16 protein-coding genes are annotated in these 17,972 nt (G+C 72.4%); 2 read left to right on the top strand and 14 right to left on the bottom strand.

Annotated elements, in window-relative coordinates; all coding sequences use genetic code 11:
* Nucleotides 1-20: 20 nt before the first annotated feature.
* The 5 genes from ACIQ7D_RS34535 to ACIQ7D_RS34555 form a co-directional block, all read right to left on the bottom strand.
* Nucleotides 21-1,157 carry an AI-2E family transporter gene (locus ACIQ7D_RS34535; protein ID WP_403944718.1) on the bottom strand — a complete coding sequence of 379 codons (1,137 nt, stop codon included), beginning with the start codon at nucleotides 1,155-1,157 and terminating at the stop codon, nucleotides 21-23.
* A 222-nt stretch (nucleotides 1,158-1,379) separates the two neighbouring features.
* Nucleotides 1,380-1,574, bottom strand: coding sequence for a DUF3046 domain-containing protein (locus ACIQ7D_RS34540; protein ID WP_403944685.1), 195 nt, complete (start codon nucleotides 1,572-1,574; stop codon nucleotides 1,380-1,382).
* A 100-nt stretch (nucleotides 1,575-1,674) separates the two neighbouring features.
* Nucleotides 1,675-1,983 carry an AzlD domain-containing protein gene (locus ACIQ7D_RS34545; RefSeq protein WP_403944686.1) on the bottom strand — a complete coding sequence of 103 codons (309 nt, stop codon included), beginning with the start codon at nucleotides 1,981-1,983 and terminating at the stop codon, nucleotides 1,675-1,677.
* Nucleotides 1,980-2,816 (bottom strand): AzlC family ABC transporter permease, encoded by an 837-nt coding sequence (locus ACIQ7D_RS34550; RefSeq protein ID WP_403944688.1) that lies wholly within the window; start codon nucleotides 2,814-2,816, stop codon nucleotides 1,980-1,982. The genes ACIQ7D_RS34545 and ACIQ7D_RS34550 overlap by 4 nt, the downstream gene beginning before the upstream one ends.
* 117 nt (nucleotides 2,817-2,933) lie before the next feature.
* On the bottom strand, nucleotides 2,934-3,221 hold the full coding sequence (locus ACIQ7D_RS34555) for a helix-turn-helix transcriptional regulator (RefSeq protein WP_403944690.1): 288 nt from the start codon (nucleotides 3,219-3,221) through the stop codon (nucleotides 2,934-2,936).
* 179 nt (nucleotides 3,222-3,400) lie between these two features.
* Between ACIQ7D_RS34555 and ACIQ7D_RS34560 the strand changes: the two genes are divergently transcribed.
* Complete coding sequence (locus ACIQ7D_RS34560; protein WP_403944693.1) at nucleotides 3,401-8,020, top strand: ATP-dependent helicase; 4,620 nt, start codon at nucleotides 3,401-3,403, stop codon at nucleotides 8,018-8,020.
* Nucleotides 8,021-8,180: 160 nt separating this feature from the next.
* Nucleotides 8,181-8,939 (top strand): Fpg/Nei family DNA glycosylase, encoded by a 759-nt coding sequence (locus ACIQ7D_RS34565; RefSeq protein ID WP_403944695.1) that lies wholly within the window; start codon nucleotides 8,181-8,183, stop codon nucleotides 8,937-8,939.
* Here ACIQ7D_RS34565 and ACIQ7D_RS34570 read toward each other — a convergent pair.
* From ACIQ7D_RS34570 to ACIQ7D_RS34610, 9 genes are all read right to left on the bottom strand, one after another.
* Nucleotides 8,900-9,151 carry a hypothetical protein gene (locus tag ACIQ7D_RS34570; RefSeq protein WP_403944696.1) on the bottom strand — a complete coding sequence of 84 codons (252 nt, stop codon included), beginning with the start codon at nucleotides 9,149-9,151 and terminating at the stop codon, nucleotides 8,900-8,902. The genes ACIQ7D_RS34565 and ACIQ7D_RS34570 overlap by 40 nt on opposite strands.
* 106 nt (nucleotides 9,152-9,257) lie before the next feature.
* Nucleotides 9,258-9,728, bottom strand: coding sequence for a Dps family protein (locus tag ACIQ7D_RS34575; RefSeq protein WP_403944699.1), 471 nt, complete (start codon nucleotides 9,726-9,728; stop codon nucleotides 9,258-9,260).
* Nucleotides 9,729-9,940: 212 nt separating this feature from the next.
* Nucleotides 9,941-10,315, bottom strand: coding sequence for a helix-turn-helix transcriptional regulator (locus ACIQ7D_RS34580; RefSeq protein WP_329822570.1), 375 nt, complete (start codon nucleotides 10,313-10,315; stop codon nucleotides 9,941-9,943).
* Between the two features lie 109 nt (nucleotides 10,316-10,424).
* Nucleotides 10,425-10,958, bottom strand: coding sequence for a CinA family protein (locus ACIQ7D_RS34585; protein ID WP_403944702.1), 534 nt, complete (start codon nucleotides 10,956-10,958; stop codon nucleotides 10,425-10,427).
* Nucleotides 10,955-11,623, bottom strand: a complete 669-nt coding sequence (gene pgsA, locus ACIQ7D_RS34590) for a CDP-diacylglycerol--glycerol-3-phosphate 3-phosphatidyltransferase (protein WP_403944705.1) — start codon at nucleotides 11,621-11,623, stop codon at nucleotides 10,955-10,957. Before pgsA ends, ACIQ7D_RS34585 begins: the two co-directional genes overlap by 4 nt.
* Nucleotides 11,620-13,137 (bottom strand): 30S ribosomal protein S12 methylthiotransferase RimO, encoded by a 1,518-nt coding sequence (gene rimO / locus ACIQ7D_RS34595; RefSeq protein WP_403944707.1) that lies wholly within the window; start codon nucleotides 13,135-13,137, stop codon nucleotides 11,620-11,622. The genes pgsA and rimO overlap by 4 nt, the downstream gene beginning before the upstream one ends.
* 49 nt (nucleotides 13,138-13,186) lie before the next feature.
* A complete protein-coding gene (locus ACIQ7D_RS34600; protein WP_403944721.1) occupies nucleotides 13,187-13,939 on the bottom strand; it encodes a helix-turn-helix domain-containing protein in 753 nt (250 codons plus the stop codon).
* A 414-nt stretch (nucleotides 13,940-14,353) separates the two neighbouring features.
* Nucleotides 14,354-17,176 (bottom strand): DNA translocase FtsK, encoded by a 2,823-nt coding sequence (locus ACIQ7D_RS34605; protein WP_403944708.1) that lies wholly within the window; start codon nucleotides 17,174-17,176, stop codon nucleotides 14,354-14,356.
* 111 nt (nucleotides 17,177-17,287) lie between these two features.
* Complete coding sequence (locus tag ACIQ7D_RS34610) at nucleotides 17,288-17,956, bottom strand: response regulator (RefSeq protein ID WP_329822575.1); 669 nt, start codon at nucleotides 17,954-17,956, stop codon at nucleotides 17,288-17,290.
* Nucleotides 17,957-17,972: the final 16 nt, after the last annotated feature.

Consider the following 17,972-nt stretch of genomic DNA (forward strand, 5'->3'; position numbering starts at 1 on the left):
GATTCGAGGTGCCAACAGCCCTACGGACGGCCCCTGCCGTCATCCCCCGTCCGCAGCCGCCGTATCCGCCGTATCCGCCCCCACAGCGGGACGTCGCGGCGCCGTCTGCCGCCTCCCACCCGCGGATCGTCCATCACGTCGTACCGCTTCACGTACACGCCGAGAAACGCCTGCAGGGTCGCGACGGCGGGGATCGAGATCAACGCCCCGACGGGGCCCAGCAGCGCCGTACCCGCGATGACCGAGCCGAAGGCCACCGCCGGGTGGATGTCCACGGACCGGGCGGTGAGCTTGGGCTGGAGCATGTAGTTCTCGAACTGCTGGTAGATCACGACGAAGCCGAGGACCCACACCGCGTACCAGGGGTCAACGGTGAAGGCGATCAGCATGGGCAGGGCGCCCGCCAGGTACGTGCCGATGGTCGGGATGAACTGGGAGACCAGACCCACCCACATCGCCAGTGCAGGCGCGTACGGGACGCCCAGGATCTCCAGCAGGATGTAGTGCGCGACACCGGAGATGAGGGCCATCAGTCCGCGCGAGTAGAGATATCCGCCGGTCTTCTCGATCGCGATCTCCCAGGCCCTCAGTACCTCGGCCTGCCGGGCGGGCGGCAGCACCGAGCAGAGCGCGCGGCGCAGCCGGGGCCCGTCGGCGGCGAAGTAGAAGGAGAACAGGAAGATCGTCAGAAGCCGGAACAGCCCGCCCAGCACGGTGGCGGAGACGTCGAGGACGCCGCTGGCGCTGTTCTGCACGTACCTCTGGAGCCAGTCGGAGTGCAGCAGGCTGTCCTGGACGGCGACCCGGGACAGCTCGGTGTGGAACGTCAGGTTGATCCACTTGATCACCGAGTCGAGGTACTGGGGGAAGGAGTCGACGATGTCGATGATCTGGCTCGCCAGGATGGAACCGAGCATCACCACGAAACCGGCGCTCGCGATCAGCACCCCGAAGAAGACGAGGAAGGTGGCGAGTCCGCGGCGCATCCCCCGGGCCGCCATGCGGCTGACCGCGGGTTCCACCGCCAGCGCCAGGAAAAAGGCGATCAGCACATTGATCAGCAGCCCGAAGAGCTGGTGGAACGCCCAGATACCGAGCTGGAAGCAGGCGACGAGGCCCAGGGCGAGGAGCATGGCCCTCGGCAGCCAGCGGGGCATACGCTCGCCCCCGCCGTCCCGGTCGGCCGGGCGCGGGAGCGGCCCCGCGGGCGTCCCTGAGGGCGCGGCGTGCGGGGTCTCCGGCGCGGAGTCCGGCGGAGGGATCGGCGGTTGTACGTCCGAGGCGGTGCTGTCGTTCGGTGCCACGGAGTCAGTCTGGACTACGGCAGTGACAACCGGCCCCGCGGTCCGGGCTTTGGGCCCCTCTCCGGGGGCGGCGCGTCAGCGCTTCTCGGCCGGGACACCCATGGCGGCGCAGACGGCGCGCCAGACGTCCTTGGCCTCCCAGCCCGCTTCGAGTGCCTCGTGCACCGTACGGCCGCCCAGTTCGGCCATCACATGGTCACGGGCGAAGGAGTCCGCGTAGGCGGCACCGAAGTGGTCCGCCATCCGCTCCCAGAAAATCGTCAACCGCATGCGCCCAGTATCCCGCTCCTCCGGGTGCGGTCCTGCGCTGTCCCCCTCGTACGCCGCCGTGAGGGCCCCAGAGCCCCCGTTCCGCCCCGGGGCCCCCGGGTCAGCCGGACAGCGCCCGTACGACTGCCGTGACGGCCACGGCGGCCCCGACGACCACCAGGAACGGGGCGCGCAGCACCAGTGCGAGCGCCGCCGCGGCGACCCCCGCGCCCCGGGCGTCCAGGACGAGCGCGCCGTTAGCGCTGAAGGTCTGCTGCGCGGTCAGCGCGGCGAGCAGGGCGACGGGCAGCAGGGCGGACAGCCGCCGGACGAGCGGGCGCTCCAGCACCCCCGCGGGTACCAGAAGTCCCACCAGCTTGAGGAGGTAGCAGCCGGCGGCGGTCGCGCCGATCGCGATCCACACGGTCATCGGTCCGTTCCCTTCGTGCGACCGGAGCCCTCCGGCGGGCCGGAGGAGGGCGTGCGGCGGGCGCCGAGCCCGCGGCCCTGGAGCCAGAGCACGACGGGTGCGGCGAGCGCCGCGACGAGCACCGGGACCCCGCCGGGCAGCACCGGCAGCAGCCCGAGCCCCAGGACGATGGCGAGGCCCGCGACGGCGCGCTCGGTGGTGGTACGGAGCATCGGCGCGAGCAGGGCGAGGAAGACGGCGGGCCCCGCGGCGTCGAGCCCCCACGCGGCGGTGTCGCCCAGGGCCTCGGCGCCCAGCGCACCGGCCAGAGTGGTCAGGTTCCACAGCGCGTAGAGCGTGAGCCCCGTGACCGTGAAGCCGATCCTGGCGGCGCGCCGGGTCGGCTGGGCGAGGGAGACGGCGGCCGTCTCGTCGATCACCCACTGCGCGGCGAACGGGCGCACGGGGCCCGGCAGGCGCAGCAACTGAGAGAGCCTGAGACCGTAGAAGGCGTTGCGTACGCCCAGGAAGAACGCGCCCGCCGCGGCGGTGAAGGGGCTCCCGCCGGCCGCGAGCGCGCCGACGAGCGCGAACTGCGAGGCGCCGGTGAAGACCAGCAGGCTGAGCGCGCAGATCTGTGCCACGGTGAGCCCCGCGCCTGCCGCGGTGACGCCGAAGGCGAAGCCCGAGAGTCCGACGGCGATGCCGACACCGAGGGCGTCGCGCACCACGGCGGAGTCGGGTTTGGCCGCGGGGGCGGTACGAGGTGCGGGGTGCGGGGCGCTTCCCCCGGGGCCGTCCGCCGGTATGCCGGCCGGTATGTCCGAGGAAGCGGACGCTGTCTGTTCTGCCACGCCGCGGACGCTACGCGGAGCGGAACCCCCAGGTCTTGTACATTCTTGCGCCCTGCCCCGCCCCGCCTCTCCACTCCGCCTCTCCACTCCGCCCGCCACGCGCAGCCCCGCCCGATGTCAGCCTGAGCGCCGCCCGGCCCGCTCCCCGCGGTACGCGCCGGGAGGGACCCCGATGATACGGCTGAAGTGCCGGTTGAGGTGAGGCTGATCGGTGAACCCGACGGCCACCGCCGCCTCCGCGGGCCCCGTACCGGCGTCCAGGAGGCTGCGTGCACGGCGCACCCGCGCGTCAGTGAGCCAGGGGTGTGCGGCGGCAGCCCGTAGGCGCTCCTGAAGGAGCAGCGGGGCGAAGGGGCTGGTCCCCAGCTCGGCGGCGAGCCGGCCCAGGGACGGCGGGTCCGTCATCCGCTCCTCAGCACGGCACGCGCCCGTGCCGCGAGCCGCGCCCCGCCGCCCGTACGGTGCGCACGGACCCCGCCGTCGACGGCGAAGACGGCCCCGCCCATCAGGACCGCGGTTCTGATGGGCGGGGCCGTTTCCCCAGGCCCGGGCGATTGTCAGTGGCCGGGTGCACGATGGGGGGCATGGCAGCCAGCGCGCTCGACTCCTTCTCCCCCGCGACCCGCGGCTGGTTCACGGGGGCCTTCTCCGCGCCCACCGCGGCGCAGGAGGGCGCCTGGCGCGCCATCCAGGAGGGGTCGGACGTGCTGGTGGTGGCGCCGACGGGCTCCGGCAAGACGCTGGCCGCCTTCCTCGCCGCGCTGGACCAGCTCGCCTCGGCGCCGCCGCCCGCCGAGGCGAAGAAGCGGTGCCGGGTGCTGTACGTGTCACCGCTGAAGGCCCTCGCGGTCGACGTGGAGCGCAATCTGCGCAGCCCGCTCACGGGGATCCGGCAGGAGTCCGTACGGCATGGACTGCCCGAGCCGCAGGTGCGGGTCGGTATCCGCTCGGGCGACACCCCGCCAGCCGACCGCCGGTCGATGGCGACAAGGCCGCCGGACATCCTGATCACCACACCCGAGTCGCTGTTCCTGATGCTCACGTCCTCCGCGCGGGACGCGCTCGCGGGCGTCGAGACGGTGATCCTGGACGAGGTGCACGCCGTGGCCGGGACGAAGCGCGGCGCCCACCTCGCCCTCTCCCTGGAGCGGCTCGACGAGCTGCTGCCGCGCCCGGCACGACGGATCGGCCTGTCGGCGACGGTGCGTCCGGTGGAGGAGGTGGCCCGTTATCTCTCCCCGCAGCGCCGGGTGGAGATCGTCCAGCCGCCCTCCGGCAAGGAGTTCGACCTCTCCGTCGTCGTCCCGGTCGAGGACCTGGGCGAGCTGGGCGGCTCCCCCGCGTCGGAGACGGACAGCGGGGAGAAGCCGTCGATCTGGCCGCATGTGGAGGAGCGGATCGCCGATCTCGTCCAGGCCCACCGCTCCACGATCGTGTTCGCCAACTCCCGCCGCCTGGCCGAGCGTCTGTGCAACCGGCTCAACGAGATCGCGTACGAACGCGCGACAGGGCGGACGATGCCCGAGGAGCACTCCCCGGCCGAGGTGATGGCCCAGTCAGGCGCGGCCAAGGGCGCCCCGCCGCTGCTGGCCCGCGCGCATCACGGCTCGGTCTCCAAGGAGCAGCGCTCCCAGGTCGAGGAGGATCTCAAGGCGGGCCGGCTGCCCGCCGTCGTGGCCACCTCCAGCCTGGAGCTGGGCATCGACATGGGCGCCGTGGATCTGGTCGTCCAGGTCGAGTCGCCGCCCTCGGTCGCCTCCGGCCTCCAGCGCGTGGGCCGGGCCGGCCATCAGGTCGGCGCGGTCTCCACGGGCGTCGTCTTCCCGAAGTACCGCGGCGACCTGGTGCAGGCCGCCGTGGTCACGGAGCGGATGCGCGGCGGGTCCATCGAGGCGCTGCGCGTGCCGGCCAATCCGCTGGACGTGCTGGCCCAGCAGCTCGTCGCCATGGTCGCGCTGGACACCCGCCAGGTGGACGACCTGCTCACCGTGGTCCGCCGGGCCGCGCCGTTCGCCTCCCTGCCCGACTCGGCGTTCCACGGCGTGCTGGACATGCTCGCCGGGCGCTACCCCTCCGACGCCTTCGCCGAGCTGCGGCCCCGGGTGGTGTGGGACCGCCTCGCGGGTACGGTCACGGGCCGCCCGGGTGCCCAGCGTCTCGCCGTCACCTCCGGCGGCACGATCCCCGACCGCGGCCTCTTCGGGGTCTTCCTCGCCGGAGCCGACCCCAAGAAGGGCGGCGGCCGGGTCGGCGAGCTGGACGAGGAGATGGTGTACGAGTCCCGGGTGGGCGATGTCTTCACCCTGGGGACGACATCCTGGCGGATCGAGGACATCACCCGTGACCGGGTCCTGGTCACCCCGGCCCCCGGTGCCCCGGGACGGCTGCCGTTCTGGAAGGGCGACCAGCTCGGCCGCCCGCTGGAGCTGGGCCGCGCGGTCGGCGCCTTCCTACGCGAGGTCGGCTCCCTCTCCGAGGAGGACGCGCGGCTGCGCCTGATGACGGCGGGCCTGGACGACTGGGCAGCCGGCAATCTGCTGTCGTACCTGGCCGAGCAGCGCCGCGCCTGCGGGCACGTCCCCGACGACCGGACGATCCTGGTCGAGCGGTTCCGTGACGAGCTGGGCGACTGGCGGGTGGTGATCCACTCCCCGTTCGGCGCCCAGGTGCACGCCCCGTGGGCGCTGGCCCTGGGCGCCCGGCTCTCCGAGCGGTACGGCATGGACGCGCAGGTCATGCACGCCGACGACGGCATCGTGCTGCGGCTGCCCGACGCCGATCTGATGGGCCTGGATCTCCTCGACGAGGAGCCGGACCGGCTCAGCACCGCCTTCGACAGCGAGCAGGCCCCGCTGGGCGCCGCGGACGTCGCCTTCGACACAGGCGAGATCCGCGGGATCGTCACCGAACAGGTCGGTGGCTCCGCCCTGTTCGCCTCCCGGTTCCGGGAGTGCGCCGCGCGGGCGCTGCTGCTGCCGCGCCGCAGCCCCGGCAAGCGCACCCCCCTGTGGCAGCAGCGCCAGCGCGCCGCCCAGCTCCTCCAGGTGGCGAGTGAGTTCGGCTCGTTCCCCATCGTGCTGGAGGCGGTGCGGGAGTGCCTTCAGGACGTCTTCGACGTCCCCGGTCTCACCGAGCTGATGGGCGACATCGAGGCCCGCCGCGTCCGGCTCGTCGAAGTCACCACCCCCGAGGCCTCACCCTTCGCCCGGTCGCTGCTCTTCGGCTACGTCGCGCAGTTCCTGTACGAGGGCGACTCGCCCCTCGCCGAGCGGCGGGCCGCCGCCCTCTCGCTGGACTCCCGGCTGCTCGCCGAGCTGCTGGGCCAGGCCGAGCTGCGCGAGCTGCTCGACCCCGAGGTCCTCACGGAGCTGGAGCGCGAACTCCAGTGGCTGACGGAGGACCGGCGCGTCAAGGACGCCGAGGGCGTCGCCGACCTGCTGCGGATCCTCGGTCCGCTCACCGACGGCGAACTGGCCGAGCGCGGCGCGCCGGTGGCGTGGGCGGAGGAGCTGGCCACGGCCCGCCGCGCCGTCAGGGTCCGTATCGCCGGGGCTGACCACTGGGCGGCGATCGAGGACGCCGGCCGGCTGCGGGACGCCCTGGGCACAGCGCTGCCGGTCGGTGTCCCCGAGGCGTTCACCGAACCGGTCAAGGATCCGCTGGGCGATCTGCTCGCCCGCCATGCCCGCACGCACGGGCCGTTCACCTCGTCCTCTGCGGCCGAGCGCTTCGGTCTCGGGGCGGCGGTCACGGACGGCGCGCTCCAGCGGCTCGCCGCGAGCGGCCGGATCGTCCAGGGCGAGTTCCATCCCTCCGGCATCGGTCAGGAGTGGTGCGACGCCACGGTGCTCCGCAGGCTGCGCCGCCGCTCCCTGGCCGCGCTGCGCCAGGAGCTGGAGCCGGTCGCGCCCGCCGCGCTCGCCACGTTCCTTCCCCAGTGGCAGCATCTGAACGGTGACAGCCTGCGCGGTATCGACGGGCTCGCCCGCGCCGTCGAGCAGTTGCAGGGCGCCCCCGTCCCCGCGTCCGCCCTGGAGAAGCTGATCCTGCCGTCCCGGGTCGCCGGCTACGCCCCGGCGCTCCTGGACGAACTGACCACCACGGGCGAGGTGCTGTGGGCCGGAGCCGGAGCCCTGCCCGGCAAGGACGGCTGGGTCTCGCTCTATCTCGCCGACGCCGCCCCGCTCCTCCTGCCCGCCCCGCATCCGCTGGAGCAGACCGCCCTGCACGCCTCGGTGCTGACCACCCTCTCCGGCGGGTACGGACTGTTCTTCCGGCAGATCGCCGACCAGGTCCGCGCCACCACCCACCCCGAGGCGACCGACCCCCAACTCGCCGACGCTGTCTGGGACCTGGCCTGGTCGGGGCGGCTCACCAATGACACGCTGGCCCCGCTGCGCTCGCTGCTCGGCGCCGGCCGTACGGCCGGCGCCACCGCCCACCGCGCGCGCCGACCGGTGCCCCGCGGCCGGTACGGCACCCTCACGGTCGCGGCCAGACCCGTGTCCCGTACGGGCCCGCCGACCGTGAGCGGACGCTGGTCGCTGCTGCCCGAGCCGGAGCCCGACCCCACGCACCGCGCGCACGCCCTGGCCCGTACGCTCCTGGACCGTCATGGTGTGGTGACCCGGGGCGCGGTCGCGGCCGAGGGGGTGGCGGGCGGCTTCTCCGCCACGTACCGCGTGCTGTCGGCCTTCGAGGACAGCGGCCAGGCCCGTCGCGGCTATGTCGTGGAGGGGCTGGGCGCCGCACAGTTCGCGATGGACGGCGCGGTCGACCGGCTGCGGGCCGCGGCGACGGCCCGCGACCGCGCCCCCGAGCAGTCCGCACCCCGGGCCGTGGTGCTCGCCGCGGCCGACCCCGCCAACGCCTACGGGGCCGCCCTGCCCTGGCCGGAGCCGCCGGACGGCGCGGGCCACAAGCCGGGGCGCAAGGCCGGCTCCCTGGTCGTCCTGGTCGACGGCGAGCTGACCCTCTACCTGGAGCGCGGCGGCAGGACCCTGCTGGCCTGGGCCGTGGATCCGCAGGCCCCGGCGCTGACGGCCGCCGCCGGGGCGCTGGCCGACGCGGCCCGCGCGGGCGCGCTCGGTACGGTCACGGTCGAGCGGGCCAACGGCGCCCCGGCCCTGACGTCGCCGCTGGGCCGGGCCCTGGAGTCGGCCGGCTTCCACGCCACCCCCAGGGGCCTCCGCCTACGCGCCTGACCGGGTCCGAGACCCCTCAGGCAGGCCCCAGGATCGTCCCGGAACACCACCCGCCCCCGGAAACACCGCCCACCGGACCGACCCACCCAACCCATCAGCCAAACCCGCCACCCGATCCGTCGCCCAGCCCGGCCCCGCCCCGTCGCGCATCATGGGAGACATGCCCGAAGGAGACACCGTCTGGCAGACCGCCCGGCGCCTGCACACCGCCCTCGCCGGACATCCCCTGACCCGCTCCGACCTGCGGGTCCCCCGGTACGCGACCGCCGATCTCACCGGCAGGACCGTTCTCGATGTCACGCCGCGCGGAAAACACCTGCTCACCAGGGTCGAGGGCGGACTCACCCTCCACTCGCATCTGCGGATGGACGGCGCGTGGAAGATCTACGCCCCCGGCGAGCGCTGGCGCGGCGGCCCGGCACATCAGATCCGGGCGATCCTCGGCACCGCCGAGCACACCGCCGTGGGCTACCGGCTGCCCGTACTGGAACTCCTCCGTACCAGCGACGAGGAGCGTGTGGTCGGCCACCTCGGCCCCGATCTGCTGGGCCCCGACTGGGACCCGGCCCTCGCCCTGCGACGGCTGCTCTCCGATCCCGGCCGCCCTGTCGGGGAGGCACTGCTCGACCAGCGCAATCTCGCCGGGGTCGGCAACATCTTCAAGTCCGAGACATGTTTCCTCGTCCGCGCGACCCCATGGCTTCCGGTCGGCGAACTCCCCTCCCCCGAACGCCTGGTGACGGCCGCCAAGAAGCTACTCGAAGCCAACCGCGAACGTCCCGGCCACCGCCGGGAGCTGCACGTCTACGGCCGCGCCCACCGCCCCTGCCCCCGCTGTGGCACCCCGATCCGTACGGCCGACCAGGACGGGCGTCCCGTCTACTGGTGCCCCCGCTGCCAGTCGGGCCCCGCCCCCTGACCCCGGCCCGGCTTCCCCCGCGCCGCGGCCGCGTGCACCGGCAGCAGGCTCAGCCCCCAGCCACCCGCCGCCACCGTGCACTCCACGACACCGCTGTGCTCCGGCACCAGCAGCAGCCGCAGCACGGCCCACCACCACGCTCCACCGAGAACACCGAGGACAAGTGCACAGACGAGAGCGCAGGCCGGAGGAAGGATCCATCGCCCCACCATGGCGGCCTCCTCCGGCCGGCGACCATCGACGCCGAACGACGCTAGACCCGTGCGATCACCGGCGGGGAGGGCGCATCGGACGCACACCCACGGCGTGCGCCGCGCGCTACGCGCTCTCCGCCTGGAACATCCACGCGTGCTTCTCCAGGTCGGCCGTGACCTGGATCAGGATGTCCTGCGTCACCGGATCCGGCTTGTCCGTCGCGCCGACGCGCTCCCGCATCCGCGTGACCACCGCGCCAAGGGCGTCCACCAGGGTCCGTACCGCGTCCCCGTCCTTGATCCAGCCGTTGGGGACCGGGCCGATCGCGCTGGTCCCCGCCACCGTCGCGGCCCGCCCGTCGGGCGTCACACCGATCGCCGAGGCCCGCTCCGCGACCGTGTCCGAGTGCTGCCGCGCCGTGGTCACGACTTCGTCGAGCTGAAGGTGTACGGAGCGGAAGCGCGGCCCGACGATGTTCCAGTGCACCTGCTTGGCGATGAGCGAGAGATCCACCAGATCCACGAGCGCGCCCTGCAACGCCTCGCCGACCAGCTTCAGGTCCTCCTCGGACAGGGGACTCTTCACGACAGACATACGGGCCCTCCAGTGTTCCGTCGACTCCACCGGCCCGACCGGACGCACCGGCCTCTTCCGGTTCCCTGTCCACCATGACACAGGAGAGACGAAACGGTCATTCGGGCCATGGGTGGCCGACCATGCCCGGACCCGCACCGCTGCGGACATGCCGGGGCCCCGGCCGGTATCGCTACCGACCGGGGCCCCGTCACAGCCTCACATCCGCACCCTCAGGCGGCGACGACGTCCGCGGGTGCCTTGATCGTCACCCGCTCCGTCGGCACTCCGGCCACCGACGTCACAGAGACGGAATTGAGCATGGGTCGTACTGGCGCGGGCACCGGCTCGTTCGCCGCCGCCGACGCGGCCAGCTCCGCCAACGACAGTTCGTCGCTCACTTCGCGCATGAGCTCGGACATCCGTACGTCAAGCGCGTCGCAGATCGCGGAGAGCAGCTCGGAGGAAGCCTCCTTCTGCCCCCGCTCAACCTCGGAAAGATAGCCGAGCGAGACTCGGGCGGACGAGGAGACTTCGCGCAGAGTACGGCCCTGGCGCTGGCGCTGCCGACGCAGCACGTCACCCAGCAGGCGACGGAGCAGAATCATCGGTGGCTCCCTCCTCGGACCGCGTAGCCGCATCCTTCACGCCCCACCGTACCGCCTTGCGCGGCGGCCGTGCGGGGAGCGATGTCGTGTTCACTCAGGGCTGTAAACATCAAATCCCCCCGTTCTCTTCCGTATCCTGTGTCCGCCCGTTCCCGGAGAGTTCGCCGAGGAGCAGTCCCAGTGCGCTCCGTACACTCTCCTTACGGATGTCCGCCCGGTCGCCGTTCAACCGCAGCGCGGCCACTTTCCCCGCGCCTTCCGGTCCCGCCACCGCCACGTACACCGTGCCGACCGGCTGCCCGTCCTGCGGATCGGGGCCCGCCACCCCGGTGGTGGCGACGCCCCAGTCGGCGCCCAGCGCCCGCCGCACCCCGGCCGCCATCTGCCGTGCGACCTCGGGGTCCACGGCGCCCCGTTCGCCGAGCAGGGCCCCGTCCACGCCCAGGACGTCCCGCTTGAGATCCGTCGCATAGGCCGTCACGGCCCCGCGGAAGGCCCGGGAGGCCCCGGGGACAGCGGTCAGCTCCGCGGCCACCAGACCGCCGGTCAGGGACTCCGCCACCGCCAGCGTCCCGCCCCGGCCGGCCAGCAGCTCCAGCACCCGCGCGGCACGGGCCCCCGCCCCGGTCGCCGTTTCGCTCACCGAGCGGACTCCTCCTCGGCACGCTCCGCCGCCAACCCCTGGCGTCGCAGGACGACCGCCTGGCGCACGTAGTCGAGCCCCGTGAGCACCGTCAGGACGACCGCCGCCGCCATCACCCAGAACCGCAGCGTGGCCAGCGGCCCGGTCAGTGCGAGGACGTACATCCCCACGGCGACCCCCTGCGTGAGCGTCTTCAGCTTGCCCCCGCGGCTGGCCGGGATCACCCCGTGTCTGATCACCCAGAACCGCATCAGCGTGATCCCCAGCTCGCGGAAGAGGATGACGCCCGTCACCCACCAGGGCAGGTCCCCGAGCGCGGAGAGACAGAGCAGCGCCGCGCCCATGATCGCCTTGTCCGCGATCGGGTCGGCGATCTTGCCGAAGTCGGTGACCAGGTTGTACGTACGGGCCAGGTGGCCGTCGAAGATGTCCGTGATCATCGCGACGGCGAAGGCGGCCCACGCCCAGGCGCGCCAGACGGGGTCGTAGCCGCCTTCCTGGAGCAGCAGATACACGAAGCAGGGCACGAGGACCAGCCGCACCATGGTGAGGATGTTGGCGATGTTCCACAGACTGGCCTGATTGACCACCACCGCCGCCAGCTTGGCGCCGGGCGCCGGCTTCGCGCCGGTACCGCCCGCCGCGGACGCCGGGACTCCGGTCATCTGGCCGCCTCCTCACCCGGGATCCGGGGGCCGTCCCCCGGGAGCTCGTAGCACTCGGCGACCAGGTCCACGCCTTCGGTCCCGACCACCTTCGCCTCGACCATACGGCCGGGGCGCAGCCCCTCGCGCGAGGTGAAGATCACCTGGCCGTCCGTCTCCGGTGCCTGGTGGGCCGCGCGGCCGACGGCCGGCTCGTCGGCGTCGTCCGAGGGATCGACCGATTCGACGAGGACCTGAAGGCTCTCTCCGAGCCGCTCCTCGGCCCGCTGGGCGGTCAGCTCCTCGGCCAGCCGGGAGAGGTGCGCCAACCGCTCGGCGACGACGTCCGCGTCCAGCTTGTCGCCGTAGCCGGCGGCCTCGGTGCCGTCCTCGTCCGAGTAGCCGAAGACCCCGATGGCGTCGAGGCGCGCGCCGGTGAGGAAGCGTTCCAGCTCGGCGAAGTCCGCCTCGCTCTCCCCGGGGAAGCCCACGATGAAGTTGGAGCGCACCCCGGCCTGCGGCGCCTTGCCCCGGATGGTCTCCAGCAGCTCCAGGAAGCGGTCGGTGTCCCCGAAGCGCCGCATCGCGCGCAGTACGTCGGGGGCGGAGTGCTGGAAGGACAGGTCGAAGTACGGGGCGACCTTGGGCGTCGAGGTGAGGACGTCGATCAGCCCGGGCCGCATCTCGGCGGGCTGGAGGTAGCTGACCCGTACCCGCTCGATGCCGTCGACGGCCGCCAGCTCCGGCAGCAGGGTCTCCAGCAGCCGGATGTCGCCGAGGTCCTTGCCGTACGAGGTGTTGTTCTCGGAGACCAGCATGACCTCCTTGACGCCCTGCTCGGCCAGCCAGCGTGTCTCGCCGAGCACGTCGGAGGGGCGGCGCGAGATGAAGGAGCCGCGGAACGACGGGATGGCGCAGAAGGAGCAGCGGCGGTCGCAGCCGGAGGCGAGCTTGACGGAGGCGACGGGGCTGGTGTCGAGGCGCCTGCGCAGGGGCGCCCGCGGCCCGGAGGCCGGCGCGATCCCCTCGGGCAGGTCCTCGGGGGCCGGCGCGACCTCGTCCTGGCCCTGTGCGTGGCCGGGGAGCGCGACGTCGGCACCCTGCCGCTCGACGGGGCTGAGCGGCAGCAGCTTGCGGCGGTCGCGGGGGGTGTGGGAGGCGTGGATGCCGCCGTTGAGGATGGTCTGGAGGCGGTCCGAGATGTCGGCGTAGTCGTCGAAGCCGAGGACTCCGTCCGCCTCGGGCAGGGCCTCGGCGAGTTCCTTGCCGTACCGCTCGGCCATGCAGCCGACGGCGACGACGGCCTGGGTTCTGCCCTGGTCCTTCAGGTCATTGGCTTCCAGCAGGGCGTCGACGGAGTCCTTCTTTGCGGCCTCGACGAATCCACAGGTGTTGACGACGGCGACATCCGCCCCCGAGGCGTCCTGGACGAGCTCCCAGCCATCCGCTGCCAAGCGGCCTGCGAGCTCCTCCGAGTCCACCTCGTTACGGGCGCAGCCAAGAGTGACAAGGGCGACGGTACGGCGTTCGGGCATGGGCTCAAGACTACTTTGTCCCGGCCCCGCCCTTACCGTGCAGGGTTGGTCAGCCGACCTCGGGGTCACCCTGCGTGTACGAGAGCCGCTCGACCTGGCCGGGTTCGAACTCGTCCGCGACCTTCTTACCGTTCACGAAGAGCTCGATGGCACCGGCGTTGCCGAGGATCAGGTCGATCTGCTCGTCATCCTGGAAGGTCTTGGAATCACCCTTGAGAAGGATTCCGTCGAAAAGCAGTTTGCCGTTGTGCGCCTTGGCGGAGATCCAGCTCTTGTCGTCCATGGCCGACAGCTTCACCGTCACCTTGTCCCGGGGCGCGGCGGCGATGGCGCTCTCGGACGATTCCGGCTTGGGGGTGGTCTTCTTGCTGGGGCTGGGCTTGGTGCCGGACGTCGGGCCCTCGGCGACCTCGTCGCTCTTCGCGTTCTTGCCGGTGCCGTCGAGCGCCGTGAAGCCGACGAATCCGACCACCGCGACGATCGCGGCGACCATGGCGGCGGTCCAGTTGGGGCGGCGTCGCTCCGGACGGATCCGCTCCGCCTCGAACATCGGCGCCGCGGGCGTGGGTGCGGGCCGTCCGCCCCGCTCGGCGTCGAACTGCTCGACGAGGGGTTCGGGGTCCAGTCCGACCGCCCGCGCGAGCATACGGATATGACCTCGGGCGTACACGTCGCCGCCGCAGCGCGAGAAGTCGTCCTCCTCGATCGCGTGCACGATGGGCACGCGCACCCGGGTGGAGCCGCTCAGCTCCTCGACCGTGCGGTGCGCGGCGATACGGGCCTGCTGGAGCGTCCGGCCGATCGAAGGCCGTTGTTCCTCAGGGGAGTTGCCGTCGGGAGCACCGGGATCGGGGGCGCGGTCCTCGGGGGCGTTGGCGTCGGGGGACTTGCCGTCGGAAGAGTTGCCGATGGACACGGGGGCGCCTTTCGAGCGTGTAGCCACCTGCTGGACACTCAGTCTAGGGGTGGTACGAAAGGGTGGGGCAACCGGGCGGATGCACTTTGTACGCCATCGGAAGGGCCGGATGGCGTGCGAGAGGAACATCATGCCTTTCCCCTCTCCAACTTGACGTACGCGCAAGGGAAACGGTTGCCCTACGGCTTCCCTCGAAATCAGATTGAAATCCCGGTGCGTACGGGCGCGTCCGGGTGACTTCCGGCGCGTCCGGACCAACCGGTCAGCTCGTCGTACGGGAACGAGGCGCCCCGCGTGGGTCTACGGAGCCGACTCGCCGCGGATGATCGCGAGGACCCCGTCCACTTCGTCCGCCTTGACCAGGACGTCGCGGGCCTTGGAGCCCTCGCTCGGCCCGACGATGTTCCGCGACTCCATCAGGTCCATCAGCCGGCCGGCCTTGGCGAAGCCGACGCGCAGCTTGCGCTGGAGCATCGAGGTCGAGCCGAACTGGGTGGACACGACCAGTTCGACCGCCTGGCAGAGCAGGTCGAGGTCGTCACCGATGTCCTCGTCTATGTCCTTCTTCTTCTGCGTCCCGACCACGACGTCGTCCCGGAAGACGGGGGCCATCTGGTCCTTGCAGTGCCGGACGACGGCCTGGATCTCCTCCTCGGTGACGAAGGCGCCCTGCATACGGGTCGGCTTGTTCGCCCCCATCGGGAGGAAGAGACCGTCGCCCTTGCCGATCAGCTTCTCGGCGCCCGGCTGGTCGAGGATGACCCGGCTGTCCGCCAGCGAGGAGGTGGCGAAGGCGAGCCGCGAAGGCACGTTCGCCTTGATCAGCCCGGTGACGACGTCGACCGAGGGCCGCTGGGTGGCGAGCACGAGGTGGATGCCGGCGGCCCGGGCGAGCTGGGTGATCCGGACGATGGCGTCCTCGACGTCCCGGGGCGCGACCATCATCAGGTCGGCCAGCTCGTCCACGATGACCAGCAGATACGGATACGGCGACAGCTCGCGCTCGCTGCCTTCCGGCGCCTTGACCGTTCCCTCGCGCACCGCCTTGTTGAAGTCGTCGATGTGCCGGAAGCCGAAGGCGGCGAGGTCGTCGTAGCGCAGGTCCATCTCGCGCACGACCCACTGGAGCGCCTCGGCGGCCCGCTTGGGGTTGGTGATGATCGGGGTGATCAGGTGCGGGATGCCCTCGTACGCGGTCAGCTCGACCCGCTTGGGGTCGACGAGGACCATCCGGACGTCCTCCGGGGTCGCCCGTACCATCACCGAGGTGATCAGGCAGTTGATGCAGGACGACTTGCCCGAGCCGGTGGCGCCCGCGACAAGGAGGTGCGGCATCTTCGCGAGGTTGGCCATCTCGTAGCCGCCCTCGACGTCCTTGCCGAGCGCGACGAGCATCGGGTGGTCGTCCTCGGCGGCGGCCGCGAGACGCAGGACGTCGCCGAGGTTGACCATCTCGCGGTCGGTGTTCGGGATCTCGATACCGACGGCGGACTTGCCGGGGATCGGCGAGATGATCCGTACATCGGGGCTGGCCACGGCGTACGCGATGTTCTTGGTGAGCGCGGTGATCCGCTCGACCTTCACGGCGGGGCCCAGCTCCACCTCGTACCGGGTGACCGTCGGGCCCCGGGTGAAGCCGGTGACGGCCGCGTCGACCTTGAACTCCTGGAAGACATTGGTGAGCGAGGCGACGACGGCGTCGTTGGCGGCGCTGCGCGTCTTGCCGGGGCCGCCGCGCTCCAGCAGGTCCAGCGAGGGCAGCGCGTACGTGATGTCTCCGCGGAGCTGAAGCTGCTCGGCGCGCGGCGGGAGCGGCCTGTCCAGCTCGGGCGCGGGCTTGGTCAGATCGGCGACGGTTGCCACACCCGGCGTGCGCCTCCCGGCCTCGCGCGCCGGTGGTACGGACACGGGGCTCTCCTCCGCGCCGTCCGTCCGCTCCCCGGGGCGGGCCGCGGGTTCGTCCGTACGCTCCCCGGGGCGCCGCTTGCGGTCCACGGAGACGCCCTGGGTGAGGTCCGCGACGATCGGCGAGGGCGGCATCCCGTTGAGCACCGCGCCGTCCAGCGCCGCGGCCGCTGCTGCGGCCACGTCCACGGCGTCCATCCGCCGGTCCGCCGCCGGCTGTACGGAGGGCCGGCGCGGCCTGCGCCGCTTGGAGAGCGCCTCCGCCTCGGCCTGGTCGGGGTCGTACTCCCCGGCCGGGCCCCGGCGCCCGGCGGAGCGCCGCCGGCCGGAGGGCAGCGCCTCGCGCCACTGCTCGTCGTACCGCTCGTCGTCGCCGGGGTACGCGTCGTACTCGCGGTCGAAGGGCTCCGCCTCGTCGTCCGGTTCGACGATGCCCAGCCTGATCCCGAGCAGCCGCAGCCGCCGCGGGATCGCGTTGACGGGGGTGGCGGTGACCACCAGCAGTCCGAAGACGGTGACCAGCAGGAGCAACGGAACGGCCAGGACCTCGCCGGTGGTGAAGATCAGCGGGGTGGCGGAGGCCCAGCCGATCAGGCCGCCCGCGTCGTGCATCGCCTCCGTGCCGTCGCTGCGCGCGGGGGAGCCGCAGGCGATGTGAACGAGTCCGAGCACGCCGAGGACGAGGGCGGAGAGCCCGATCACGATCCGGCCGTTGGCCTCGGGCTTCTCGGGATAGAGGATCAGCCGTACGGCGATGGCCCCGAGCAGTATCGGTACGAGGAGGTCGAGCCGGCCGAAGGCTCCGGTGATCAGCATCTCGACCAGGTCGCCGACGGGGCCGTGGAGACTGGACCAGGTGCCCGCCGCGACGACCAGTGCCAGGCCGAGCAGGAGCAGGGCCACGCCGTCCTTGCGGTGGGCGGGGTCGAGCCCCTTCGCGCCGCGTCCTATGCCGCGGAGCATCGCGCCGACGCCGTGCGCGGCGCCGAGCCAGACGGTGCGGACGACCCAGAACACGCCCCCGGTGGGGTTCGGGGCGGGCTTGGGCGCCGGCCTGGCCGCCGCCTTCTTGGCCGGTGCCTTCTTCGCGGGGGCGGTCTTCTTCGCAGCTGTCTTCTTGGCGGGTGCCGCTTTCGCGGGACCGGTCGTACGGCCGGCCCGCGGCTTCGCGGCGCCCGCCGTGCCCTGGGAACCCTTGCCGGACGTACGTGAGGCCATGGTGGTGAGGTTACCGGTGTGAACGGCCGGGGACACGTGTGCCTTCCGCTTCACCCGTTCGTGTCGCCGGCAACTCCACAGGAAAATGGACCGGCTTCAGCGGCCGGCGCGTCAGTTCTGCGACGGCAGCGAGGCGGAACCGCTCCCCGTGCCCGGCTCCAGCGCGTCGAGCGCCCGCCGGAGTCCGGTGAGTTTGCGCTCCAGGTGCGCGGCGGTCGCCACGGCGGAGGCGTCGGCGGCGTCGTCGTCGAGCTGCTTCGAGAGTGCTTCGGCCTGCTCCTCAACTGCCGCGAGCCGTGCGGAGAGTTCGGCCAGCAGTCCGGCGGGCTCCCGCGCCTCGCCCGCCCCGGCAAGCTGGAGTCTGAGCAGTTCCGCCTGCTCCTTGAGCTGGCAGTTCTTCATGTACAGCTCGACGAAGACGGAGACCTTGGCACGGAGCACCCAGGGGTCGAACGGCTTCGAGATGTAGTCCACCGCGCCCGCCGCGTAGCCGCGGAAGGTGTGGTGCGGGCCATGGTTGATGGCCGTGAGAAAGATGATGGGGATGTCCCGCGTCCGCTCGCGCCGTTTGATGTGGGCGGCGGTCTCGAAACCGTCCATCCCCGGCATCTGGACATCCAGCAGAATGACCGCGAAGTCGTCCGTCAACAGCGCTTTGAGCGCTTCCTCCCCTGACGATGCCCGCACCAGCGTCTGATCGAGCGCGGAGAGAATGGCCTCCAACGCCAGCAGATTCTCCGGCCGGTCATCGACCAGGAGGATCTTGGCCTTCTGCACCATGGCCGCCCGCCCTCCT

This window comes from Streptomyces sp. NPDC096310 (assembly GCF_044763125.1).
In the GTDB taxonomy this organism is placed as follows: Bacteria; Actinomycetota; Actinomycetes; order Streptomycetales; family Streptomycetaceae; genus Streptomyces.

Bases quoted from the DNA above. Each gene is read 5' to 3' on its own strand.
- ACIQ7D_RS34535 (WP_403944718.1), bottom strand. From the start codon at position 1,157: ATGCCCCGCTGGCTGCCGAGGGCCATGCTCCTCGCCCTGGGCCTCGTC.
- ACIQ7D_RS34540 (WP_403944685.1), bottom strand. From the start codon at position 1,574: ATGCGGTTGACGATTTTCTGGGAGCGGATGGCGGACCACTTCGGTGCC.
- ACIQ7D_RS34545 (WP_403944686.1), bottom strand. From the start codon at position 1,983: ATGACCGTGTGGATCGCGATCGGCGCGACCGCCGCCGGCTGCTACCTC.
- ACIQ7D_RS34555 (WP_403944690.1), bottom strand. From the start codon at position 3,221: ATGACGGACCCGCCGTCCCTGGGCCGGCTCGCCGCCGAGCTGGGGACC.
- ACIQ7D_RS34560 (WP_403944693.1), top strand. From the start codon at position 3,401: ATGGCAGCCAGCGCGCTCGACTCCTTCTCCCCCGCGACCCGCGGCTGG.
- ACIQ7D_RS34565 (WP_403944695.1), top strand. From the start codon at position 8,181: ATGCCCGAAGGAGACACCGTCTGGCAGACCGCCCGGCGCCTGCACACC.
- ACIQ7D_RS34570 (WP_403944696.1), bottom strand. From the start codon at position 9,151: ATGGTGGGGCGATGGATCCTTCCTCCGGCCTGCGCTCTCGTCTGTGCA.
- ACIQ7D_RS34575 (WP_403944699.1), bottom strand. From the start codon at position 9,728: ATGTCTGTCGTGAAGAGTCCCCTGTCCGAGGAGGACCTGAAGCTGGTC.
- ACIQ7D_RS34580 (WP_329822570.1), bottom strand. From the start codon at position 10,315: ATGATTCTGCTCCGTCGCCTGCTGGGTGACGTGCTGCGTCGGCAGCGC.
- pgsA (WP_403944705.1), bottom strand. From the start codon at position 11,623: ATGACCGGAGTCCCGGCGTCCGCGGCGGGCGGTACCGGCGCGAAGCCG.
- rimO (WP_403944707.1), bottom strand. From the start codon at position 13,137: ATGCCCGAACGCCGTACCGTCGCCCTTGTCACTCTTGGCTGCGCCCGT.
- ACIQ7D_RS34605 (WP_403944708.1), bottom strand. From the start codon at position 17,176: ATGGCCTCACGTACGTCCGGCAAGGGTTCCCAGGGCACGGCGGGCGCC.
- ACIQ7D_RS34610 (WP_329822575.1), bottom strand. From the start codon at position 17,956: ATGGTGCAGAAGGCCAAGATCCTCCTGGTCGATGACCGGCCGGAGAAT.